The 20577-nt window shown below is 68.2% G+C and carries 19 protein-coding genes and 1 pseudogene; 15 read left to right on the top strand and 5 right to left on the bottom strand.

The genetic code is table 11. From position 1 onward, the window contains the following. Positions 1–73: 73 nt before the first annotated feature. Positions 74–1945 (bottom strand): Na+/H+ antiporter, encoded by a 1872-nt coding sequence (locus AC1DN2_RS20405; protein ID WP_476851742.1) that lies wholly within the window; start codon positions 1943–1945, stop codon positions 74–76. Between the two features lie 174 nt (positions 1946–2119). On the opposite strand from AC1DN2_RS20405, the gene AC1DN2_RS20400 reads away from it, so the two are divergent. The 4 genes from AC1DN2_RS20400 (at position 2120) to AC1DN2_RS20385 (ending at position 4575) form a co-directional block, all read left to right on the top strand. Next, on the top strand, positions 2120–2686 hold the full coding sequence (locus tag AC1DN2_RS20400; protein WP_476851741.1) for a type 1 glutamine amidotransferase domain-containing protein: 567 nt from the start codon (positions 2120–2122) through the stop codon (positions 2684–2686). Positions 2687–2891: 205 nt separating this feature from the next. Then, entirely contained in the window at positions 2892–3305 is a 414-nt protein-coding gene (locus tag AC1DN2_RS20395; protein ID WP_223913564.1) for a VOC family protein, read from the top strand. Positions 3306–3400: 95 nt separating this feature from the next. Further along, positions 3401–3610 (top strand): hypothetical protein, encoded by a 210-nt coding sequence (locus AC1DN2_RS20390; RefSeq protein WP_028276113.1) that lies wholly within the window; start codon positions 3401–3403, stop codon positions 3608–3610. Positions 3611–3780: 170 nt separating this feature from the next. Continuing rightward, positions 3781–4575 (top strand): alpha/beta fold hydrolase, encoded by a 795-nt coding sequence (locus AC1DN2_RS20385; protein ID WP_476851740.1) that lies wholly within the window; start codon positions 3781–3783, stop codon positions 4573–4575. Between the two features lie 25 nt (positions 4576–4600). Here AC1DN2_RS20385 and AC1DN2_RS20380 read toward each other — a convergent pair whose 3' ends face one another. Continuing rightward, positions 4601–5335 (bottom strand): GAF and ANTAR domain-containing protein, encoded by a 735-nt coding sequence (locus AC1DN2_RS20380; protein WP_476851739.1) that lies wholly within the window; start codon positions 5333–5335, stop codon positions 4601–4603. A 243-nt stretch (positions 5336–5578) separates the two neighbouring features. Here AC1DN2_RS20380 and mgtA point away from each other — a divergent pair, with 243 nt between their 5' ends. Both mgtA and AC1DN2_RS20370 read left to right on the top strand, forming a co-directional pair. After that, entirely contained in the window at positions 5579–8314 is a 2736-nt protein-coding gene (gene mgtA, locus AC1DN2_RS20375) for a magnesium-translocating P-type ATPase (RefSeq protein WP_476851738.1), read from the top strand. Positions 8315–8432: 118 nt separating this feature from the next. Continuing rightward, on the top strand, positions 8433–9797 hold the full coding sequence (locus tag AC1DN2_RS20370) for a phosphoribosyltransferase family protein (RefSeq protein WP_476851737.1): 1365 nt from the start codon (positions 8433–8435) through the stop codon (positions 9795–9797). A 63-nt stretch (positions 9798–9860) separates the two neighbouring features. Here the strand turns inward: AC1DN2_RS20370 and AC1DN2_RS20365 are convergent, their stop codons facing one another. Together AC1DN2_RS20365 and AC1DN2_RS20360 are read right to left on the bottom strand one after the other, a co-directional pair. Next, the gene (locus AC1DN2_RS20365; RefSeq protein WP_476851736.1) at positions 9861–10547 is read right to left on the bottom strand and encodes an SRPBCC family protein; all 687 of its coding nucleotides are present in this window, start codon (positions 10545–10547) and stop codon (positions 9861–9863) included. A gap of 10 nt (positions 10548–10557) precedes the next feature. Further along, positions 10558–11028 (bottom strand): universal stress protein, encoded by a 471-nt coding sequence (locus AC1DN2_RS20360; RefSeq protein ID WP_223913569.1) that lies wholly within the window; start codon positions 11026–11028, stop codon positions 10558–10560. 174 nt (positions 11029–11202) lie between these two features. Between AC1DN2_RS20360 and AC1DN2_RS20355 the strand changes: the two genes are divergently transcribed. Both AC1DN2_RS20355 and AC1DN2_RS20350 read left to right on the top strand, forming a co-directional pair. After that, positions 11203–12075, top strand: a complete 873-nt coding sequence (locus AC1DN2_RS20355) for an NAD-dependent epimerase/dehydratase family protein (protein ID WP_476851735.1) — start codon at positions 11203–11205, stop codon at positions 12073–12075. Between the two features lie 19 nt (positions 12076–12094). Further along, positions 12095–13126, top strand: coding sequence for an aldo/keto reductase (locus AC1DN2_RS20350; RefSeq protein ID WP_476851734.1), 1032 nt, complete (start codon positions 12095–12097; stop codon positions 13124–13126). A gap of 84 nt (positions 13127–13210) precedes the next feature. Here the strand turns inward: AC1DN2_RS20350 and AC1DN2_RS20345 are convergent, their stop codons facing one another. Then, positions 13211–13975, bottom strand: a complete 765-nt coding sequence (locus AC1DN2_RS20345) for a FadR/GntR family transcriptional regulator (protein ID WP_476851733.1) — start codon at positions 13973–13975, stop codon at positions 13211–13213. 140 nt (positions 13976–14115) lie between these two features. On the opposite strand from AC1DN2_RS20345, the gene AC1DN2_RS20340 reads away from it, so the two are divergent. From AC1DN2_RS20340 to AC1DN2_RS20310, 7 genes and pseudogenes are all read left to right on the top strand, one after another. Continuing rightward, on the top strand, positions 14116–15411 hold the full coding sequence (locus tag AC1DN2_RS20340; RefSeq protein WP_223913573.1) for an ABC transporter substrate-binding protein: 1296 nt from the start codon (positions 14116–14118) through the stop codon (positions 15409–15411). Positions 15412–15544: 133 nt separating this feature from the next. Beyond that, on the top strand, positions 15545–16513 hold the full coding sequence (locus AC1DN2_RS20335; RefSeq protein ID WP_476851732.1) for a carbohydrate ABC transporter permease: 969 nt from the start codon (positions 15545–15547) through the stop codon (positions 16511–16513). Then, the gene (locus AC1DN2_RS20330) at positions 16510–17412 is read left to right on the top strand and encodes a carbohydrate ABC transporter permease (RefSeq protein WP_476851731.1); all 903 of its coding nucleotides are present in this window, start codon (positions 16510–16512) and stop codon (positions 17410–17412) included. The genes AC1DN2_RS20335 and AC1DN2_RS20330 overlap by 4 nt, the downstream gene beginning before the upstream one ends. Before the next feature lie 7 nt (positions 17413–17419). Continuing rightward, positions 17420–18568 carry a galactonate dehydratase gene (gene dgoD, locus AC1DN2_RS20325; protein WP_056430100.1) on the top strand — a complete coding sequence of 383 codons (1149 nt, stop codon included), beginning with the start codon at positions 17420–17422 and terminating at the stop codon, positions 18566–18568. A 77-nt stretch (positions 18569–18645) separates the two neighbouring features. Then, positions 18646–19317, top strand: coding sequence for a bifunctional 4-hydroxy-2-oxoglutarate aldolase/2-dehydro-3-deoxy-phosphogluconate aldolase (locus AC1DN2_RS20320; RefSeq protein ID WP_476851730.1), 672 nt, complete (start codon positions 18646–18648; stop codon positions 19315–19317). Next, positions 19317–20348, top strand: a complete 1032-nt coding sequence (locus AC1DN2_RS20315; RefSeq protein WP_476851729.1) for a sugar kinase — start codon at positions 19317–19319, stop codon at positions 20346–20348. Before AC1DN2_RS20320 ends, AC1DN2_RS20315 begins: the two co-directional genes overlap by 1 nt. Positions 20349–20437: 89 nt before the next feature. Next, a pseudogene (locus AC1DN2_RS20310) lies at positions 20438–20577 on the top strand (bifunctional D-altronate/D-mannonate dehydratase); the annotation flags it as partial.

The raw sequence follows: 20577 nt of genomic DNA, 5'->3' as shown, positions 1-20577 counted from the left end.
CTACGGAGGGGACGGTGCGGTGAACAGGGGCGCCGGATGCCGGGGCCGGGCGGCGCTGGCCGGCGCCTGCGGCCTAGCCAAGGAGTTCGTCCGGGTAGCACCAGCGCCAGTCCTCGCCGGGCTCGACGCTGCGCATGACGGGGTGGCCGCTGAGCTGGAAGTGTTTGTACGCGTGGGTTCCCGGCGAGGAATCGCAGCAGGCCACGTTGCCGCACTGCAGGCACATCCGCAGATGCACCGTCGTCGTCCCCTCCCGTTCGCACGCCTCGCAGAAGGGACCAGACGGGACGGTGAGATCGGGGGCGGACTCCAGGTGCGGACAAACGCCGCGGGGCCGGGCGATTCCCTCGCCGCCGCTGCCGTCCGCGTCCGGTTCCTCCAGTGCGGCGTCGAGCATGGACTCTTCGACGTCGAGGCGGTCAAGGACGTTGACCAGGACCTCGTGCGCGTATCCGCCGCCGCGCCGCAGCTCGAGGACCTTGGTGCGCTCGGCGTCCAGCATCGCCAGCCGGAGTTGGGCGTAACGCTGGCTGGGGGTGGCGGCTTCGGCGGACGGCCGGCCCAGCCGCTCCCATGCGGCCAGCCCGCGCTCCTGGGTGCGCCGTTTCAGCATCGCCACGACTTCGGGGGGATCGGCGTCCGAACGCAGTTCCTGGAGCCGCTGCACGCCAGCCGCCGTCGCCATCTGCATCAGCGACGCCTCGTTGAGCGCGTCCTCGCGCGGGTCCGGTCCCTTCACGCGCAGCAACCGGACCAGGGCCGGGAGCGTGAAACCCTGCAGGGTCAGCGTGCCGGCCACCACCACGAGGGCCATCAGGATCAGAACCGACCGGTGCTCCAGCTCCGCCGGCAGGACCAGGACAGCGGCAAGCGTCACCACGCCGCGCATGCCCGCCCAGGAGACGATCGCCGGAAATTGCCAGGGCGGCGCGGGATCCTTGCGCCGAACCGCGGGAATGAGCCGCGGCAGGTACGTTGCGGGGAAGACCCAGACCGGGCGCAGGACCAGCACGGCCAGCAGCACGGCGGCACAGCCGAACCAGATCCGTTCCGGCCCCAGCGAGTCATCCCGGACGCCCTCGATGATGGTCCGGACCTGCAGCCCGATCAGCAGGAAAACGGAGTTCTCCAACAGGAACTGGACCGTGTGCCAATTGCTGCGCTGGCTCAGCCGGGCCGCCCCGTTTGGCATGGACGGCGCCTTGGTCCCCATGATCAGCCCGGTGACGACGACGGCCAGGACGCCGGAGGCGTGGATCGCTTCCGCCGGGAGGTAGGCGACAAGCGGGGCGATCAGGGAAGTGGAAGTGTTGATGGCCACGTTCCGGATCCGCTTGCGGAGCGCCGTGAGCACGAAGGCCGCGGCAACGCCCACCGCCACGCCCCCGCCAACCGCCAGGACGAAGCCGCCGGCAATCTCCGCGGCGGAGACAACTCCGGCGATCGCGGCGATGGCAGCACGCAGGCAGACCAGCGCCGTGGCGTCGTTGACCAGCGATTCGCCCTCCAGGATGGTGACAACCCGGCGGGGCATGCCCACCTTTCGCGCAATCGCCGTCGCCGCCACGGCGTCAGGGGGCGCGACGACGGCGCCCAGGGCCATGGCGGCCGCCAGCGGGATCTCGGGAAACAGCCAGGCGACCACCAGCCCGACGCTGACGGTGCCGAAAATGACGTAGCCGACCGACAACAGGCCGATGGAGCGGCGGTTGGAACGGAAATCGAACAGCGAGGTCTGCAGCGCCGCCGCATAGAGCAGCGGCGGCAACAGCCCGACCAGAACGATTTCGGGGTTCAGCTCGATGGTCGGAACGAACGGCAGGAACGAGCACACCACGCCGGCCAGCACCAGCAGCAGGGGGACGGAGATGTTGATCCTTTGGCCCAGTGCGCTGCAGGCACAGACGATGGCGACGAGGGCCAGCAGCCCGAAAGCGACTTCCATGGGCCCATTCTCTCAGCTTCCCGTCCTGTGCCGGCGGGATCTCTGCAATGCATCATCAGCTTGCTTACGACTTGGCGGCTTTCTAGAGTTAACACTGCAAACCAAGTGGGACATTGCGCGTGGCGCCGGCACTGAACGAATGTTGCCGGCCCGCGCCCGGCACGAGGAGGACACATGTCAGAGCACAATCTTTCCGGCAAGAAAGTCGCGTTCCTGCTGACGGACGGTGTGGAGCAAGTGGAGCTGACCAGCCCGTGGGATGCCGTCAAGGAAGCCGGCGGTGTGCCAACCCTGGTCTCGCCGAAGAGCGGAGAGCTGCAGGGCTATGACGGCACCGAAAAGGGACAGCGGTTCGCCGTCGACCTCGCCGTGGGGCGGGCCGACGCCGCCGATTTCCACGCCCTCGTCATCCCCGGCGGCGTGGTCAACGCCGATCACCTCAGGGTCGACAAGGAGGCCCAGGCGTTCACGCGTGCCTTCTTCGAGCAGCACAAGCCCGTCGCCGCCATCTGCCACGGGCCGTGGCTGCTCATCGACGCCGGCGTGGTCAGCGGCAGGAACCTGACCTCCTACCACACGCTGCAGACGGACCTGAAGAATGCCGGCGCGATCTGGACTGACGAGCAGGTCGTGGTGGACCAGGGCCTGGTGACCAGCCGCAGCCCACGTGACCTTCCGGCCTTCAACGCCAAACTCCTTGAGGAAATCGCCGAAGGCGAGCACGCAGGCCAGACGCCGTAGCCGCACTCCCGCCGCAGCGTCCGACGGCGGCACCGGCCGCCGTCGGACGCATTCGGCCGGCCGTTCACCTGCTTAGTCGCGGGCTGTCCGGTTCCGCGGCCGGACATCTACCCACGCTGTTGGTTTTGCGGCAGGATATGCCCTGTACCGTGCACCGTCGTCGTTGCCGCCCGGCCGGCGCCCCCAACAGCAAGGAGTTTCGGACATGACTACGCTCAATCCCTACCTCGGCTTCCGCGACAACGCGAAAGACGCCATGACCTTCTACCAGTCGGTGTTCGGCGGGGAACTGACCATGAGTACTTTCGCCGAATACCACGCCAGCGAAGACCCGGCGGAGCAGGAGAAAATCATGCATGCCCAGCTCAGGACGGACGCCGGCATGGTGCTGATGGGCGCGGACACGCCCAACAGCATGGACTACACCCCGGGCAACAACTTTTCCGTGTCCCTGAGCGGTGCCAACGAAGCTGAGCTCCGCGGCTACTTCGACAAGCTGGCCGATGGCGGCACAGTCGCCATGCCGCTGGAGAAGGCACCCTGGGGCGACGTCTTCGGCATGTGCAAGGACCGGTTTGGTGTGGACTGGCTGGTAAACGTCGGCTCCGAGCCCGCCTAAAACGGGCCCTCGGCCGCGCCGGCAGTAAGGGCTATCCTGAATGCAGCCAGGACAGAGCAAGCGCGAGTCCATCCCCTGGCCAAGGGAGCCATGCAATGACCGAGAAGCTGCACCTCAGCCCGGAAGATGACTTCCCGGAGGATCTCAGCAAGTTGCCGGACAAGGATCTTCAGGTCCTCGACAGCCAAGTCGAGCGCCAACTGGACTATGAGTACGTGGTGGAGGGGGAGCCGAATCCGGAGACGGAATTCCGGCACTATGACCTCGATGAGGAGTTCGAGGAGCGGGACAAACGGGACAACTGATCCGCCCGATCATCCTGAAGGGCCGGCCGCCCCGCACGGCGTCAGGGTTCTAGCCAGCAGGCTTACTAGACTGGGCTGACCACCCGGCGACGAAACGAGCCCTTCATGACCCCGGCAGCTGCCACGCGGTCCCTCCTGTACCCGTGCTCCCCGCCGCGGTCTTTCACAGCATGACCGGTCCGGTCCGCCTGGAGATTTCAGCCGCGGGCCACGCCGGCCACGTCTTCGCCTCGCGCGAAGTGGCCGGCGGGTCCGCGCCCGCCGTCGTGCTCATCCACGGAATCGGCGCGTCACACCGCTACCTGCGCCGGCTGCACCGGCTCCTGGCCGGGTCGATGGAGACCTACTCCATCGACCTGCCGGGATTCGGTGCCACCCCCAAGCCCGCGTACCAGCTGTCCATTGCCGACCACGCCCGTTACATCCTCGGCGCCATGGAACAGCTTGGCGTTGCGGAAATAGTGCTGGTGGGGCACTCAATGGGAACACAGATGGCCCTGGAGGCGGCCCTTCAGCAGCCGGAACAGATCTCGAATGTGGTGCTGATGGGTCCCGTGGTGGACCCCAGACACGGATCCGTGGCACAGATGGGCCTGGCGCTGGGCCGTGACTGCCTGTTCTACGAGAGTCCCTCCTCGAACGCCTTGGTTTTCACCGACTACCTGCGTTGCGGCCCGTCCTGGTACTTCAAGACCCTGCAGGTCATGATGGAGTACCCGATGGAACAGAAGATCGCCGGCGTCAGCGCACCGGTCCTCGTGGTGCGCGGCGCCAACGACCCCATCGCGGATGCAGACTGGTGCCGCCGGCTGGCCGGGCTCGCCAGCCGCGGGCGGCTGCTGGAAGTGCAGGGAACCGGGCATGTCGTCCAGCACAACCGGGCCCTCGAAGTGCGGGACGGCATTCTGGCGTTCACGGGCCTTGGCGCGGCGGCGGGCGAGCCGCTGCCCGGAAGCCCGGCCTGACCGCACTGGCTGCTCGGGGCCGGGGTTAGACGTCGAAGTGGGTCCGGGTGGGGCCCTGCCCGAGTGACTCAACCACCCCGGCCGCGACGGCGTGGAGCTTGATGTTCCGGGCGCTCGAGGCCGACTTCAGGAGCTCGAACGCCTCGTCCTGGCTGCAGCGGTTCTGCGCCATGATGATGCCGACGGCGACGTCGATCACGGTCCGCGTCTCCAGGGTGGCCTTGAGGTTGGCGGCTGTATCGCTGCTGTGCGCGAACCGGACGGCGAGGCGCAGCGCCATGGACGTCTGGTGGACGAAGTCACGGGCCAGCTCCGTGGCGCGGTGATCGAACCGGCCCGGCCGGTGCGAATAGAGGTTCAGGGCGGCCCGGGTCTCGCCTTCCAGCAGGAACGGCAGCGCCAGGATCGACCGGAAGCCGTGCCCCCGCACCGCCGCGGCGTACTGCGGCCAACGGCCATCGAGTTCAAGGTCCCCAACGTGGACGGTTACCTGTTCCCGGGAAGCCGTCATGCAAGGGCCGTCACCGAAGGTGTACTGGATTTCGTCCATGGCCTGCGCGGCGGGGCTGCTGCTCGCGACGGTGGCCGCCTTCTTTTCCCGAAGAAGCGTGATGCCGCACAGGATCTCGTCCCCGGGCTCGGACAGGCTGCGCGCGGATACGCGGGCCAGCTCCCCGAGGAAGTCCTCGACGTCGGAGCTGCTGAGCACCAGTTCATGCAGCTGCTGGTTTATTGAATTTGCGGTTGACTCGCTGACCACTTATCTGTTGTGCCGTTTCACTCAGGTCAAGACGACCCGGCCGAGCTTCCCACCGCGGCAAGGGGCGGATACGGCAGCGGCCGGATCGAAGAACAATCCAACGGCTCGCTGCAAAACCGTACCGGGAGAGTATATACATCCGGGAAACGCAGGTTCCACACGGGCTCCGGCCCCGACGGCTCCTGAACCGTTCGTCCTGGGCATAAGCTGTGCCTTAGGCGAAATGTCGCGAACGGATTCCGTATGCCAGAGCTGGACGTCAAGGACTTACCCTCCGCCCCGCTGGCGATCGCCCGCGCCGCGGGCCGGCCTGTTGCCGCCGTGCTGGCCGAGCTGGGCTCGGGCGGGAACGGACTGACGGGTGCCGAAGCGGGCAGGCGCCTGACGGAAATAGGGCCGAATGCGGTGCGGACCCACATGGCCAGCGGGTGGTCGGTGCTGGGCCGGCAGCTGGCAAGCCCCATCCTGCTCCTCCTGCTCATCACCGCCGGGCTTTCACTGTTTCTCGGGGACGCCACGAACGCGATCGTCATCGGCGTGATCCTGCTGGTCAGCGTCGGGCTGGGGTTCAGCAACGAATACCGGGCCGAACGCGCTGCGGAGGCCTTGCATTCCCGCGTCACGCACCGCGCCGTCGTCGTCCGCGACGGAAGTCCGGGCGAAATCGACGTCACCGCGCTGGTGCCCGGCGACGTCGTCCACCTGGGGATCGGCGCGATCATTCCGGCGGACATGCGGGTGCTGACGGCCAAGGACCTCCTGTGTGATGAAAGCATCCTGACCGGGGAATCGCTGCCGGTCGCCAAGGATCCTGCGCCCGTGCCGCAGGATGCCCCGCTGGCGGACCTGACCAGCTGCGTCTTCATGGGGACCGTGCTCCAGTCCGGCAGCTGCACGGCAGTGGTGGTAGCCACCGGAGGCCGGGCGGAATTCGGCCGGATTGCACTGGGCCTGGGCGAACGGCAGCCGCAGACCGAGTTCCAGCTGGGCCTCAAGCGGTTCTCCTTCCTGCTGCTGCAGGTGGCCATCGGACTGAGCTCGCTCATCTTCGTCGCGAACCTGCTGCTGCACCGGCCCGTGATCGAATCCCTGCTGTTCTCCCTGGCGATCGCGGTCGGCATCACGCCGCAGCTGCTGCCCGCGGTGGTCAGCACCAGCCTGGCCACGGGCACCCGGCAGCTGGCCCGGCGCAAGGTCCTGGTGAAGCGCCTGGTCTGCATCGAGGACCTGGGCGACATGGACATCCTGGTCACGGACAAGACCGGGACGCTGACCGAGGGCCGGATCAGCTTCACCACCGCGCTGCCCGTCGGCGCGGGCATCGAGCCCGCCGAGCTGCTCACGCTCGGACTGCTGGCGACAGAGGCCGACTACGCCGAGGCGCGGCTCTCCACGGTCGGCCTGAACCCCCTGGATGCAGCCCTCTGGGAATCACCCGACGCGGCGGGCTTCCGGCCGGAGCGCTACGAACGGCTGGACGTCATAGACTTCGACCACCAGCGCCGCCGGACCAGCGTGCTGGTGCGCGAAGCGAACGGACCTGCCCGCATCATCACAAAGGGCTCGCCGGAAGATGTCCTGGCGCTCTGCGTGGGCACGCCGGCGGACGTGCAGGCGATGCTGGACAAGCAGTTCGACGCCGGATCCCGGGTGGTGGCTGTCGGAACGCGACCCGCTGGCGGCCTGGAGGACCTGACGCCGCCCGACGAGAAGGACCTGATCCTCGCCGGTTTCCTCATCTTCCTGGACCGGCCCAAAGCCAATGCACGGGCCTCCCTTGACCAGCTCGAGGCGCTCGGCATTACGGTCAAGATCGCCACCGGCGACAACGCCAGGGTCGCCGAAAAGGTCTGTGACGAACTCGGCGTGCTCTCCGGCGGGACGCTCAGCGGCGCCGCCGTGGAGGCCATGTCCGATCCGGAGCTGGCCGCCGCCGCACGGGAGGCGAGCATCTTCGCCCGCGTGTCGCCCGAACAGAAGGCTCGGATCATCCGGCTGCTGCGGCTAAGCGGCGGCGCCGTCGGGTTCATGGGCGACGGCGTCAACGACGCCCTCGCGCTGCATGCCGCGGACATCGGCATCTCGGTCGACAGCGCCACCGACGTCGCCAAGGACGCCGCCGACGTCGTGCTGCTCGACAAGGACCTGGGGGTGTTGGCCGAGGGCGTCATGGAAGGCCGGCGGATCTTCGCCAACACCATCAAGTACGTTCTCATGGGCACGTCCAGCAACTTCGGCAACATGTTCAGCGCGGCCACGGCCTCCGTGGTGTTGAGTTTCCTGCCCATGCTGCCGGGCCAGATTCTGCTCAACAACCTGCTCTACGATGCCGGCCAGCTGGCCATTCCGGGCGACCGGGTGGACAAGGAACAGCTGGTGGCCCCATCGCACTGGGACATCGGCTTCATCCGGCGTTTCATGTTCCTGTTTGGCCCCATCAGCTCCATCTTCGACTTCGCGACCTTCGCCCTCATGCTTTTCGTCTTCGACGCGGTTCCGGGCGAATTCCGGGCCGGCTGGTTCATCGAGTCCATCGTGACGCAGACGCTGATCATCTTCGTCATCAGGACCCGGCGAGTGCCCTTCTTCCGGAGCAGGCCGTCGCTTGGCCTGGTCGGGGCCTCCCTGGGCGTGGTGGCCCTCGGGGTGTACCTGCCGTTCTCGCCCCTGGCCGGCGTGCTGGGCTTCGATCCGCTGCCTGTGCCGTTCTTCCTCGCCCTGCTCGGGATGGCAGTGGTGTACCTGGTGCTGGTGGAAATGGCGAAAGTCTGGTTCTACTCCCGGGCCGCCCAGCAGCCTGTCTCACGCGAGCCGGCGGCGCTCCGGCACCGCGGCCAGACCCACCGCATCGCCCGCCGGGCCGCCCGCTTCAGCATCCCGGCGGCCAGGCCGCTGCTCGTCCACCGTGGCCCGGGCTGGCGCCGCCGACGCAAACTCGGGCATAAAGGCCCTCACAGGGTTTCGGGCGCGGGCGGATAGTTGGAGTCAGCGGCCACCTGGTCCTGTTCGGGTTAGGGGAACCCGTAGGAGCGCACCAGTTTAAGCAGCACACGACTGATGGCCGATGGCCCACGCTTCGACTTGAAAGCCATAGCCCATGAGCATTTTTGAAGACAGGGTCGACGCCGGCAGGCAGCTCGGCAGGCGTCTGGCGGAATTGCGTGGCCAGGACATTGTGGTCCTTGGCCTGCCGCGCGGCGGCGTGCCTGTGGCCTTCGAAGTCGCCGCCGCCCTGGATGCTCCCCTGGATGTGATTGTGGTGCGGAAACTTGGGCTTCCCTACCAGCCCGAGCTCGCCATGGGGGCTATCGGTGAAGGCGGCGCCAAAGTCCTGGACGAGGAGGTCCTGGCCCATGCGCGGATCAGCGGTGCGGAACTCCAGGCTGTTGAAGAACGCGAACGCGGCGTGCTGGAAAACCGGGTGGTCCTGTTCCGGAAGGGCCGGACCCGGCACGACCTGACCGGACGCATCGCGGTGATCGTCGACGACGGGATCGCCACCGGCTCCACCGCCCGCGTGGCCTGCCGGGTCGCCCGCAAACAGGGTGCGGCCCGCGTGATCCTGGCCGTTCCGGTTGCCCCCGCCGAGACCCTCGCCGACCTGACGGAACCGGACGAAGTTGTCTGCCTGGCCACGCCGCGCCAGTTCACCGCCGTCGGATACCACTACCGGGACTTCTCGCCGACTGACGACGACGAGGTGCTGCGCCTGCTCGATCTTGCGGCCAAACGCGTCGAGGCCGCACCGCCGCCCTTCTGGACCTCGATGGCGACCCGCGCCGACACTGCCGCCGACGTCGACGAGGAAGTGGAAATCCCGTCCCGCGCGGTGCGGCTCCAGGCCCAGCTGCACCTTCCGGTGCCGGCCAGCGCCGTGGTGCTGTTCGCCCATGGCAGCGGCAGCAGCCGCCACAGCCCCCGGAACCGGTACGTGGCCGGCGTCCTGCAGCAGGCCGGTCTCGGCACGCTGCTGCTGGACCTGCTGACGCCGGCGGAGGAGCGCCACCGCGCCAACGTCTTTGACATCGAACTCCTGGCCCGCAGGCTGTCCTCGGCCACGGACTGGCTTTCCACCCGGGCGGACACGGCCTCCTGCGCTCTGGGGTACTTCGGTGCGAGCACGGGAGCCGGGGCTGCGCTGTGGGCGGCGTCGGAGCCGTCGGCGCGGATCGCGGCTGTCGTGTCCCGCGGCGGCCGCCCCGACCTCGCCGGCCCGCGGTTGTCCGCCGTCAAGGCGCCCACGCTCCTGATTGTGGGGAGCCTGGACCACGAGGTCCTGGAACTGAACCGCCGGGCGAAGGCGATGATGCGCAGTCCCAGCCAGCTCGCCGTCGTGCAGGGGGCAACGCACTTGTTTGAAGAGCCGGGCACGCTCGCGGCGGCGGCCATCCTGGCGCGGGACTGGTTTGTCGACTACCTGCTGCCCCCGAACGGTGCCGGCGCGCGGGCCGCGGGCGTCTGAGGGGCCGCGGGCGTCTGAGGTGGCCAGAACCGGGGAGTGCAGGGACCACGAATCCCGCGGACCCTAGCGCCGGCGGCCCTCTGCCCTGGACCGGATCCCCAGGAGCATCCGCCGTTCCATCAGGAACTGCACCGGTTCCAGCAGTGCACGCAGGGCCAGACCCTCCGCCAGGGGCGAAAAGTCGTACCGGGTGCGGGACAGCAGCCTGGTGGCCTGGGGCCCAGCAGGTCGCAACACGAACGTCCAGCCGACGTCCAGCCGGCGCCCGATGGGACGGACCCCCGCCGGCGACATCCTCCCCGTGCGCAGATCGATGGTTCCGCCCAGCCCCAGCGCCGCCCCGGACTGGATGAGCCGGACCGGAAGGCCGCCGTCGGGGGACAGCGGAACGACGTCGCCAACTTTCAGGCGTTGCAGCTCCGGGAGAATCCGGTCCGCACTCCGGATGCCCAGACCCGCGCCGCGTTCGAGCCAGTCGTAGGAGTAGAAGCCGCCCCGCCCGGCGCCCATCTGGACAAGCCACGGCCAGACCTCTGCCACCGGGGCCGCAATAGTGATCGCGCGGGTGCTTTGCATGCGCGGGGCGGGCACGATCTCGTCCCCGGCGAGCGGGCCGGCGGCCTCCTGGGTGGTAGCCCCCCAGCGCAGGAGCCGCGGCCGGACGGCCAGGACGTAGGCTGCGCCCGCCGATGCCGCAGCCAGCGCCGCGAGCGGTCCGCGCAACCGGCCGGGGACGTGCTGACCGCTCACGCGAGGGACCTCATGCGCTGGTCCGGCCCCTGGGGTCGTCCGATTCCGGCCCGACCACCACCACCGGGCAGTGGGAGTGGGCCGCGACGGCCGCGCTCACCGAGCCCATGACCTGATGGAGGAAGCCGCCCTTGCCGCGCCGGCCCACCACGAGCATTTCGGCGTGCTGGCTTTCCTCGACGAGGACCTTGGCGGGCGCCCCGAACTTGACCGAGCGGGTAAGTCCTTCCGGACGCGATTCGCCGAAGGCCCGCTCCAGTGCCTGGTCCACGAGGCGTTCGGCGGTCTCCTCCAGCTCATCGAGGGTGGGCGTTCTGTCCTCGGGCAGGTGGGAGGCCAGGAAGAAATCGGAAGTTCCCAGGCATGTGATGACTTCCAACGGGATGTTCAGAGCGGTGGACATGCGCCCGGCGAGGCGGAGCGCCGTCGTCGAAAACTCGGAACCGTCCACACCCACGACAATGCGCTGATCACCGTTCATGGTCCCCAGCCTTGCCCCTGCCCCCGGGACTGCCTAGGGCCGAAAGTCACGCGGGGCTGGGCACCGTGGCCGCCTCCGCTTAGGGTGGAACGGTGACCGCCGGCACCGGAGCAGGTGCCGGCCCCCCGGCCTGACCATGACGGTCGGCCGAGCCTGCCACCCGAGGAGTTCCTGATGAAAGTTGCTGTTACCGGAGGAAGCGGAAAGCTGGGCCGAAACGTCGTGCGGCGGCTCAGCGATGACGGGCACGAGGTGACCAACCTTGACCGCACCGGTGTGCGCGGCCCGGGCTTCACGGAGGTGGACCTGCGCAACTACGGCCAGGTGGTGGACGTGTTCCTCGGCCTGGAGGACCGCCATGCCGGCTTTGACGCCGTGGTGCACCTGGCCGCGATTCCCGCACCGGGACATGCCCCGGATGCCGCCACCTTCGAGAACAACATGCAGTCCACCTACAACGTGTTCCAGGCTGCCCGGCGGGCCGGGATCAAGAAAATCGTCTACGCGTCCAGTGAGACGGTGCTGGGGTTGCCTTTCGACGTCGACCCTCCCTACATCCCGGTGGACGAGGACTACCCCGCCCGGCCGGAAAGCACGTACTCCCTGGTCAAACACCTTGAGGAGCAGATGGCCATCCAGCTGACCCGCTGGGACCCGGTCCTGAGCATCACCGGCCTGCGGTTCTCCAATGTGATGGACCCGGAGGACTATGAGGAATTCCCCTCCTTCGACCACGACGCGCGGGCGCGCAAGTGGAATCTCTGGGGCTACATTGACGGCCGGGACGGCGCCCAGGCCGTGGCCCGAGCCCTGGAGCACGGCAAGCCCGGGTTCGAGGCGTTCATCATCGCCAACGAGGACACGGTGATGAGCCGCTCCAGCGCCAGCCTGGCTGCCGAGGTGTTCCCGAACGTCAAAGTCGTCAAGGACCTGGCCGAGCACGAGACCATGCTCTCGATCGACAAGGCCAAACGGCTGCTGGGTTACGCGCCGGAGCACACCTGGCGGACCTACCACCCGCTGCGCACCACCCCCACTGAAGACTGACCCCAACTTGAGGAGCTCCATGCAATACCGCACCCTGGGCAACAGCGGCGCCGTCGTCTCCAACTATGCGCTGGGCACCATGACTTTTGGCGCCGAGGCCACCGAGGAGCAATCCCGCGCGATCCTGGATGACTACTTCGCGGCGGGCGGCAACTTCATCGACACCGCCGACGTCTACAGCTCGGGGGTGTCGGAGGAAATCATCGGCCGGTGGCTGGCGGACCGGGCCGAGGTCCGGGACCGGGCGGTGGTGGCCACGAAGGGCCGCTTCCCGATGGGCCAGGCCCCCAACGACGTCGGAACCTCCCGCCGGCACCTTGTCCGGGCACTCGATGACTCGCTGCGCCGGCTCGGCGTAGAACAGATCGATCTCTACCAGCTGCACGCGTGGGACCCTGTTACGCCCCTCGAGGAGACCCTCCGGTTCCTGCACGACGCCGTCACCAGCGGCAAAATCGCCTACTACGGCTTCTCCAACTTCCTGGGCTGGCAGTTGACCAAGGCGGTCCATGTGGCGAAGGCCCATGGCTGGAGTGCCCCGGTGACGCTGCAGCCGCAGTACAGCCTGCTGGTCCGTGAGATCGAGTCGGAAATTGTGCCGGCCGCACTCGACGCCGGGATCGGTCTGCTGCCATGGTCGCCGCTGGGCGGCGGGTGGCTGTCCGGCAAGTACAAGCGCGACCAGCCGCCGGCCGGGGCCACCCGTCTGGGCGAAAACCCGAAACGGGGGATGGAGGCCTGGGAGGCCCGCAACGCCGATCCGCGCACCTGGGACGTGATTGCCGAGGTGGAGCAGACCGCCGGGCGCCACGGCGTGAGCCCTTCCCAGGTGGCGCTGGCCTGGCTGGCGGACCGGCCGGCGGTCACCTCGGTGATCCTGGGCGCCCGCACCACCGCGCAGCTGGCGGACAATCTCGCGGCCGCGGATCTGCGGCTCACCGCGGGGGAGACGGAGCGGCTGACCGAGGCCAGCCGGCCGCGCGTCGGAGTCTATCCGTACGGGCCGATGGCCCAGGAACAGCGCAGCCGGAAGCTCGAGGGCGGCCGCTAACAAGGCAACGGGCTAACAAGGCAACGCGGGGTCACGTAGCGCCGGTCCGGGGGGTGGCGATGGGCCGGAGGTGACCCCGCGCTGTCATTCGGGGGAGTGCTGCCCTTCCGGGGAGGCGGGGCCGCCGGCATGATAGCTGGACCAGATGTCGCCCATTTCCTCCGTGGACTGCTCCACGATCCTGCTCATGGCGGCGTGCGCGGCGTCCGCCTCGCCGCGCTGAATGGCGCTGGCCACATCGACGTGCAGCTGCAGGGCCTCGTGGTGTGGCAAGTGCGGCATGAGGCCGTGCTGGGTGCGCCCGGTGAGGACCTCGGTGACCAGGTTATGCAGCTGGGCGAACATGGCGTTGCCGGAGGCCCGGAGTACTGACGCGTGGAATTCGATGTCGAGCCGCAGGAACTCGTCCCGGTCTCCGCGCTGACCGGATGCCCACAGCCGAGCGGCCAGCGAGACGAGGTCGCTCCCGGCATCCCAGGAAGCCCTCCCGGCGGCGAGGCGGGCGGCCGCCGGTTCGATTGCCCCGCGGAGCTCGTTCAGTGCCTGCAGCTGCGCCAGCCGCTTTGACGAGGCCAGCCGCCAGCGGATTACCTGCGGGTCGTACGCATTCCACGATTCCTCCGGCTGCACCACCGTCCCCAGCCGCCGCCGCGACTCCAGCATCCCCTTGGAGGACAGCACGCGGGTGGCTTCCCGCACCACGGACCGGGAGACGTTGTGCCGGGCCTCAATCTCGTCCAGGCGCAGGATCGAGTGCGGTGCCAGCGTCCCTTCGGCGATGGCAAGCCCCAGGTTCTGGAGCAGCACGGCGTGCAGGTCTGCTGTTGGCTCCGCCTTTGGAGTTTTCATAAATAAATCATACTGGGAACCCTCAAGGTCTTGTATAAATCTGCTTTATTTACCTAAGATCACTTCCAGAGCAGATGTAAAGATGCATTTGCAGCCGGCTGGACAGAGACGCCCAGCCCTGAAAACCAAAGGAAGTCGTAATGAAGCGACGTTCAATTGCGAAGTACGCGGCCGTCGCCGCCGTCCTTTCCCTGGGCCTGACTGCCTGCGGCGGGGCCAGCGGCAGCGCCGACGCCAAGACCTCCGGCACCGTCCGGGTCACCCTCGCCAACCATGTCTGGACCGAGGGCATCAAGGCAGCCATTCCGGAATTCGAGAAGTCCAGCGGGCTCAAGGTCGAACTGACCCAGCTGGGCGAAGACCAGCTCTCGGACCAGTACAACGTCAAGCTCAACGCCGGCAGCGACGAGATCGACGTCATGATGTACCGCCCGCTCCAGGAAGGAAAGGCGTTCGCGAAGAACGGCTACCTCGCGGACCTGACGTCCAAGGTCTCCTCGGACGCCGCGTGGGACTGGAAGGACTACCAGGAGGGCCCGGTCAAGGCCACCACCGCTGACGGCAAGGTGGTCGGCGTCCCGATCATCACCGAGCGCGAAGTCCTCTACTACCGCAAGGACCTGCTGAAGGCCGCCGGCCTGGAGGTTCCCAAGACCATGGACGAGCTCGAAGCCGCGGCTAAGGCCATCAAGGCTTCCTCCCCGGGCACGGCCGGCTTCGTGGCCCGCACCGGCAAGTCCGCCGCCGTCACCCAGTTCTCCAGCTTCCTGTACAGCTTCGGCGGCGACTTCACCGACGCCAGCGGCAAGTCCGCCGTCAACTCCGACGCTGCGAAGAAGGCCTACGCGTTCTACGGCGGCCTGATCAAGAACTACGGCCCCGCCAACGTCAGCACCGACATGAGCTGGCCCGAGGCAATGGCGATCTTCACCCAGGGCAAGGCCGCCTTCTACACGGAGGCCGACTCGCTCTACAAGAACGCCACCGACCCGGCCAAGTCCAAGGTCGCCGACACCGTCGGCTTCGCAGCACTGCCCGCCGGCCCCGCCGGCTCCAAGCCGTACAACATCCCGTCCTGGGGCCTCGCCATCAACCAGGCATCCAGCAACCAGGACAACGCCTGGAAGTTCATCCAGTGGGCCACCAGCAAGGAACGCACCCTCGAGGCACAGAAGGCCGGAGTCCCCGGACCCCGCGCCTCGGTCTGGGCAGACCAGGCCGGCACCTCCACCTACCCGAAGGACCTCGCCGAGGCCATCTCCGCCAGCGCCAAGAACGGCGTCGGGCACGACCGTCCCGAGGTTGTCACCGTAGGCAAGGCCCGCGAAATCGTGGGCGGCCCGATCGTCGCCACTATCACCGGCTCTGACTCGTCCGCCGCAGCCGACACGGCGCACGACGCCTTCCAGAAGTTCCTGGACAGCGAAAAGAAGTAGCGCCCCCGGCGCGCCAGCCAGGCTTCGCGCCTGAGCACTGCGCCTGGGCACCAAACAGCCCGGCGGGACGGCGGTCCGATGCCGTCCCGCCGCGGCCAGCTTTTCACTTCACCCCCAACTCCTTAGGTGAACCATGTCTGTATTGACCACTCCCCGCAGCGCCCAGACCCAGCCGCCGTCCGGCCGCAAGGGCGCCCGCACCCCCGGTGCACGCGAGAACTTCTCCGGCTGGGCCAACCGGCACCGCAAATGGCTCTTCGCTGCCCCCGCCATGATCTTCGTCGGCGTCCTGATCGTTTTCCCCCTCGGCTGGACCCTGTACCTGAGCCTGACCGATTCGCAGGGCTCGGTCCGGGCGGCCTCCGATTTTGTCGGCGTGCAGAACTACCTCACGGTCCTCTCCGACGTCGAACGCTTCTGGCCCGCCGTCGGCCGCACGCTGAGCTTCACCGGCGTTGCCCTTGTCTGCGAAGTGGTCCTCGGCATGTGCATTGCGCTGCTGCTGTGGCGCCCGTTCCGCGGCGAAAAATGGGTCCGCGTGGCCATCCTGCTCCCGCTCGTCGCCACTCCCGTGGCCGTCGGCATGATGTGGCGGCTGATCTTCGATCCCAACATCGGCTTCGTCAACCAGCTGCTCGGCATGGTCGGGATTCCCGCCCAGCCCTGGCTCTCCGGCCAGGACACGGCGCTCGGCACCACCATCTTCATGGACGTGTGGCAGTGGACCCCCATGGTGGTCCTGATCCTCCTGGCCGGACTGACCTCGCTCTCCGAGGAACCCGACGAGGCGGCCCGGATGGACGGCGCCAACGCCTTCCAGCGCTTTTTCTTCATCACGCTGCCCCTCATGATGCCGACCGTGATCGTCGCCATCCTGCTCCGGGGCATCGACGCCTTGAAGACCTTCGACATCCTCTACGCCACCAAGGGCAAGGGCGGCGGGTCCTTCCACGAAGTGGAAACGCTCAACGTCTACGCCTACGGGCTGAGCTTCGACTACAACCAGTACGGGCTCTCCTCCGCGGTGCTGATCCTGTTCTTCATGATCATCATCGGCTCCATGTGGCTGCTGACCATGCGCAAGAAAGCGGTAAGCAAATGACCGTACTGACAGAAAACACAGAAAACACCGAACCCCGGACCGCAGACCCCGCCCGGCCCACACCGGCGCCGCGCCCCCGGAAGACGCTGGGCACCCGCGCGTACAAAGTGTTCCGCGTGGCGGCATTGGTGGCCGTGGTGCTGTTCCTGATCGCCCCGCTGTTCTGGATGCTGCTGGCATCCCTCAAGACCAACGTGGACATCTACGACACCGGCAAGTCGTTCCTGTTCACCCCCACGTTCGAGAACTACGCCAATGTGCTGCAGCGGAACAACTACTTCGTCTTCATCTTCAACAGCTTCTGGGTGGCCTTCGTCTCCACTGCCCTGTCGCTGGTCCTGGGCGTGCCCGCCGCCTACGCCATGAGCCGGTTCACGATGCACCGCTCGGCCCTTGTGGTCCTGATGGCCCGCGTCATCCCCGGCGTCTCCCTGCTGGTGCCCTGGTACTACGTCTTCTCCAACCTGAAGATGGTGGGCGGCTTCGAGGTGCTGATCCTCAGCCACATGTTCGTCGCGCTGCCGCTGATCGTGTACATCATGATGAGCTACTTCGATTCCCTGCCGCTGGAGCTGGAGGAGTCGGCCCAGGTGGACGGCCTCACCCCGATCGGCGCCTTCCGCCGCATCACCCTGCCGCTCTCCGTCGCCGGCATGGCCACCGCCGGCATCCTGTCCTTCATCTTCTCGTGGAACAACTTCATGTTCGCCCTGGTGCTCTCCGGCTCCAAGACCAAGACCCTGCCGGTCGCGATCTTCGACTTCGTCTCCTACGCCAGTATCGACTGGGGCGGACTCATGGCGGCCGCCACCGTGGTCACCATTCCGATCATGATCATTGCGCTCTTCACGCAGAAGTACATCGTCTCCGGCATGACCGCCGGCGCGACCAAGGGCTAGGCAACAGATGACACTCATCAGCAGGATTGAAACGTTCCTCGTCGCTCCGCGCTGGCTCTTCGTCCGGATCGAGACGGACAGCGGGATCGTCGGCTGGGGCGAGGCGAGCTGCGAAGGCCGCAGCGAAACCGTGCGCACCGCCGTCGACCAGCTCTCCGAGCTGCTCATCGGCAACGACGCGCTTCGGATCGAGGACCACTGGCAGGTCATGACCAAAGGGTCCTTCTACCGCGGCGGGCCCATCCTGGCCAGCGCCGTGTCCGGCCTGGACCAGGCCCTCTGGGACATCGCCGGCAAGCACTTCAACACGCCCGTGCACCAGCTGCTCGGCGGCCACGTCCGGGACCGGATCCGGATGTACGGCTGGGTGGGCGGGGATGAGCCCAACGAGGTGGCGGACCAGATCAGCGCGCAGCTGGAGGTCGGCCTGACGGCGGTCAAGATGAACGCCAGCGGCCGGATGAGCCCCATCGCCTCCGTGGCCGAGCTCGACGGCGTCGTCCGCCGCGTCGCCGCCGCACGCGAGGTCCTCGGCGACCACCGCGACGTCGCCGTGGACTTCCACGGCCGCTTCAGCCTCGCCAACGCCCGCCGGGTGGCGCCGCTGCTGGAACCGTACCGGCCCTTCTTCCTCGAAGAGCCGGTGGTCCCGGAAAACACGCACCTGCTGCGCGAGTTCACATCCTCCACGACGACGCCGGTCTCCACCGGTGAGCGGCTCTACAGCCGGCAGGAATTCCTGCCCGCGCTACAGGCCGGCATCGCCGTTGCCCAGCCGGACCTCTCCCACGCCGGCGGCATCACCGAGGTCCGCAAAATCGCCTCGCTCGCCGAAATCTACGAGGTCCAGCTCGCCCCTCATTGCCCGCTGGGCCCGCTGGCGCTCGCCGCCTGCCTGCAGGTGGGCTTCGCGACGCCCAACTTCCTGATCCAGGAGCAAAGCATCGGCATCCACTACAACCAGGGCGCCGAAGTCCTGGACTACGTGGTGGACAAGTCCCCGCTGAAGTTCGTGGACGGCCACATTGAACGGCTCACCGGCCCGGGCCTGGGCATCGAGATTGACGAGGCCGTGGTCCGTGCCGCGGACAAGCGCGGGCATGCCTGGCGCGGTCCCGTCTGGCGGCACCCCGACGGCGCCTTCGCCGAGTGGTGAACGCCGGAACGCTGGGACCGGACCTGTTGCCCCGGCGTATTCGCCCTGACGTATTTGCCCCGAAGGAGAAGCCTGACATGGAGAACACCCTGACGCCCGAACTGCTGCTGGCCGGGATCCAGGAAAGCCGGCTGGTGGCCATTGTGCGCGGCACGGACGGCGCGGCCGCCGCGAAGGCAGCCCTCGCGGCGATGGAGGAGGGCTTCCGGTATGTCGAAATAGCGCTCACCACGCCGCGGGCCCTTGAAGCCATCCGGGAAGTCCGCGCGGCCGCCCCCGCGGGCTGCTTCGTCGGTGCCGGAACGGTGCTGACGGCCCGGGACGTTGCCCGCGTCGCCGAGGCGGGCGGCCAGTTCATGGTGACCCCGTCGCTGGCAGAGTCGATTGCCGAGTCGGCCCGGCTGGCACTGCCTGTGCTCGCCGGTGCGCTGACACCCAGCGAAGCCCACGAAGCCATGAACCGCGGCGCCACGGCCGTCAAGCTCTTCCCCGCTTCCATCGGCGGTCCGGGCTACCTCAAGGCGCTCCGCGACCCGTTCCCCGGGATCCCGTTCATCGCCGTCGGCGGCGTCGGGCTGGATGAAGCCGAGGGCTACTGGGAAGCCGGCGCCATTGCCGTGGGGCTCGGCGGACCGCTGTTCGGCGATGCCGGCTCCGGCGGCGACCTCGCCCCGATGCGGGAGCGGGCCCGCGGTTTCGTGACCCTGGCCGCCGGGTTCGGCCGCCCCCGCGCGGAGAGCCTGCGGTGATGGCCGCCGTCGGCCCGGCTCTGGCTGGGGAGGGCGTCGACCTGCTGACGTTTGGCGAGTCCATGGTCTCGCTGCGGTCTACCGGCCCGCTGTCCGCCGGCGGCAGCCTCGGCATGCACGTGGCCGGGGCCGAATCGAACGTGGCCGTCGGGGTCGCCCGGCTCGGGCACAGCGTCACCTGGGCCGGGGTTGTCGGCGCCGACCCGCACGGGGAGTACATTCTGCGGCAGCTGCGCGCCGAGGGGATCGGGCTGCGGCACCGGATTGACGCGGCAAGGAACACCGGGGTGATGTTCCTTGAACAGCGCACCGCGGATGTCACCCGGGCCTTCTACTACCGCGCCGGATCCGCCGGGTCCACCCTCGGCCGGGAGGACCTGGACCGTGCCCTGGCGGCCGGGGCCCGGATCCTGCACCTGACCGGCATCACCGCCGCCCTCAGCCCCGACGCCCGCAAGGCCGTGGAGTACGCGGCCGAGCGCGCCGCCGCCGAAGGCATGGAGGTCTCCCTCGACGTCAATTACCGCAGCAAGCTCTGGACCCGGGAGGAGGCCCGCGCCGCGCTCTCGCCGCTCGCCCGGCACGCCAGCATCGTGATCGCCTCCGACGATGAGCTCGGGCTGGTCGCTGCCCCGGGGGGAGCTGGCCCGGAGGGATCACCGCACCCCGGCGATGCCGATACAGATGCAGATGCCGCCGAAACAGCCATGGCCGCCGAACTGCTGGAGCGCGGCGTCCGCGAAGTCGTGGTCAAGCGCGGCGCCGCCGGCGCCGGTGTCCACACCGCCGACGGGCGATGGGAAGTGCCCGCCGTGCCTGTGACCAGCATCGATACCGTGGGCGCCGGGGATGCCTTCACCGCCGGCTACCTGTCCGCCCTGCTCGACGGCGCCGACGTCGCCGGCCGCCTGCAGCGCGGCGCCCTGGCGGGAGCCTTCGCCGTCAGCACCGCAGGGGACTGGGAAGGCCTGCCCGGGCGTGCGGAGCTGGCACTGCTCGGGACCACGCCGGGCGGAACCACCCAGCGCTAAGCCCCCCGCGCTGAACCACCCGTGCTGAACCACACTGGCGGCTATCCGGCGCGCCCGACATTCACCGACCAAGAAAGCCTGGACCTGTTGTGAAAATCATTGCCGCTGAAGTGTTCGTCACCAGCCCCTCCCGGAACTTCGTGACCCTGCGGATCACCACCGAGGACGGCGTGACCGGGATCGGGGACGCGACCCTGAACGGGCGCGAGCTCGCCGTGGCCGCCTATTT

It is taken from the genome of Arthrobacter sp. 01L42 (assembly GCF_056400005.1).
Note: the sequence above shows the minus strand (reverse complement) of the source record. Positions and strands in the feature narration are given on the sequence as shown.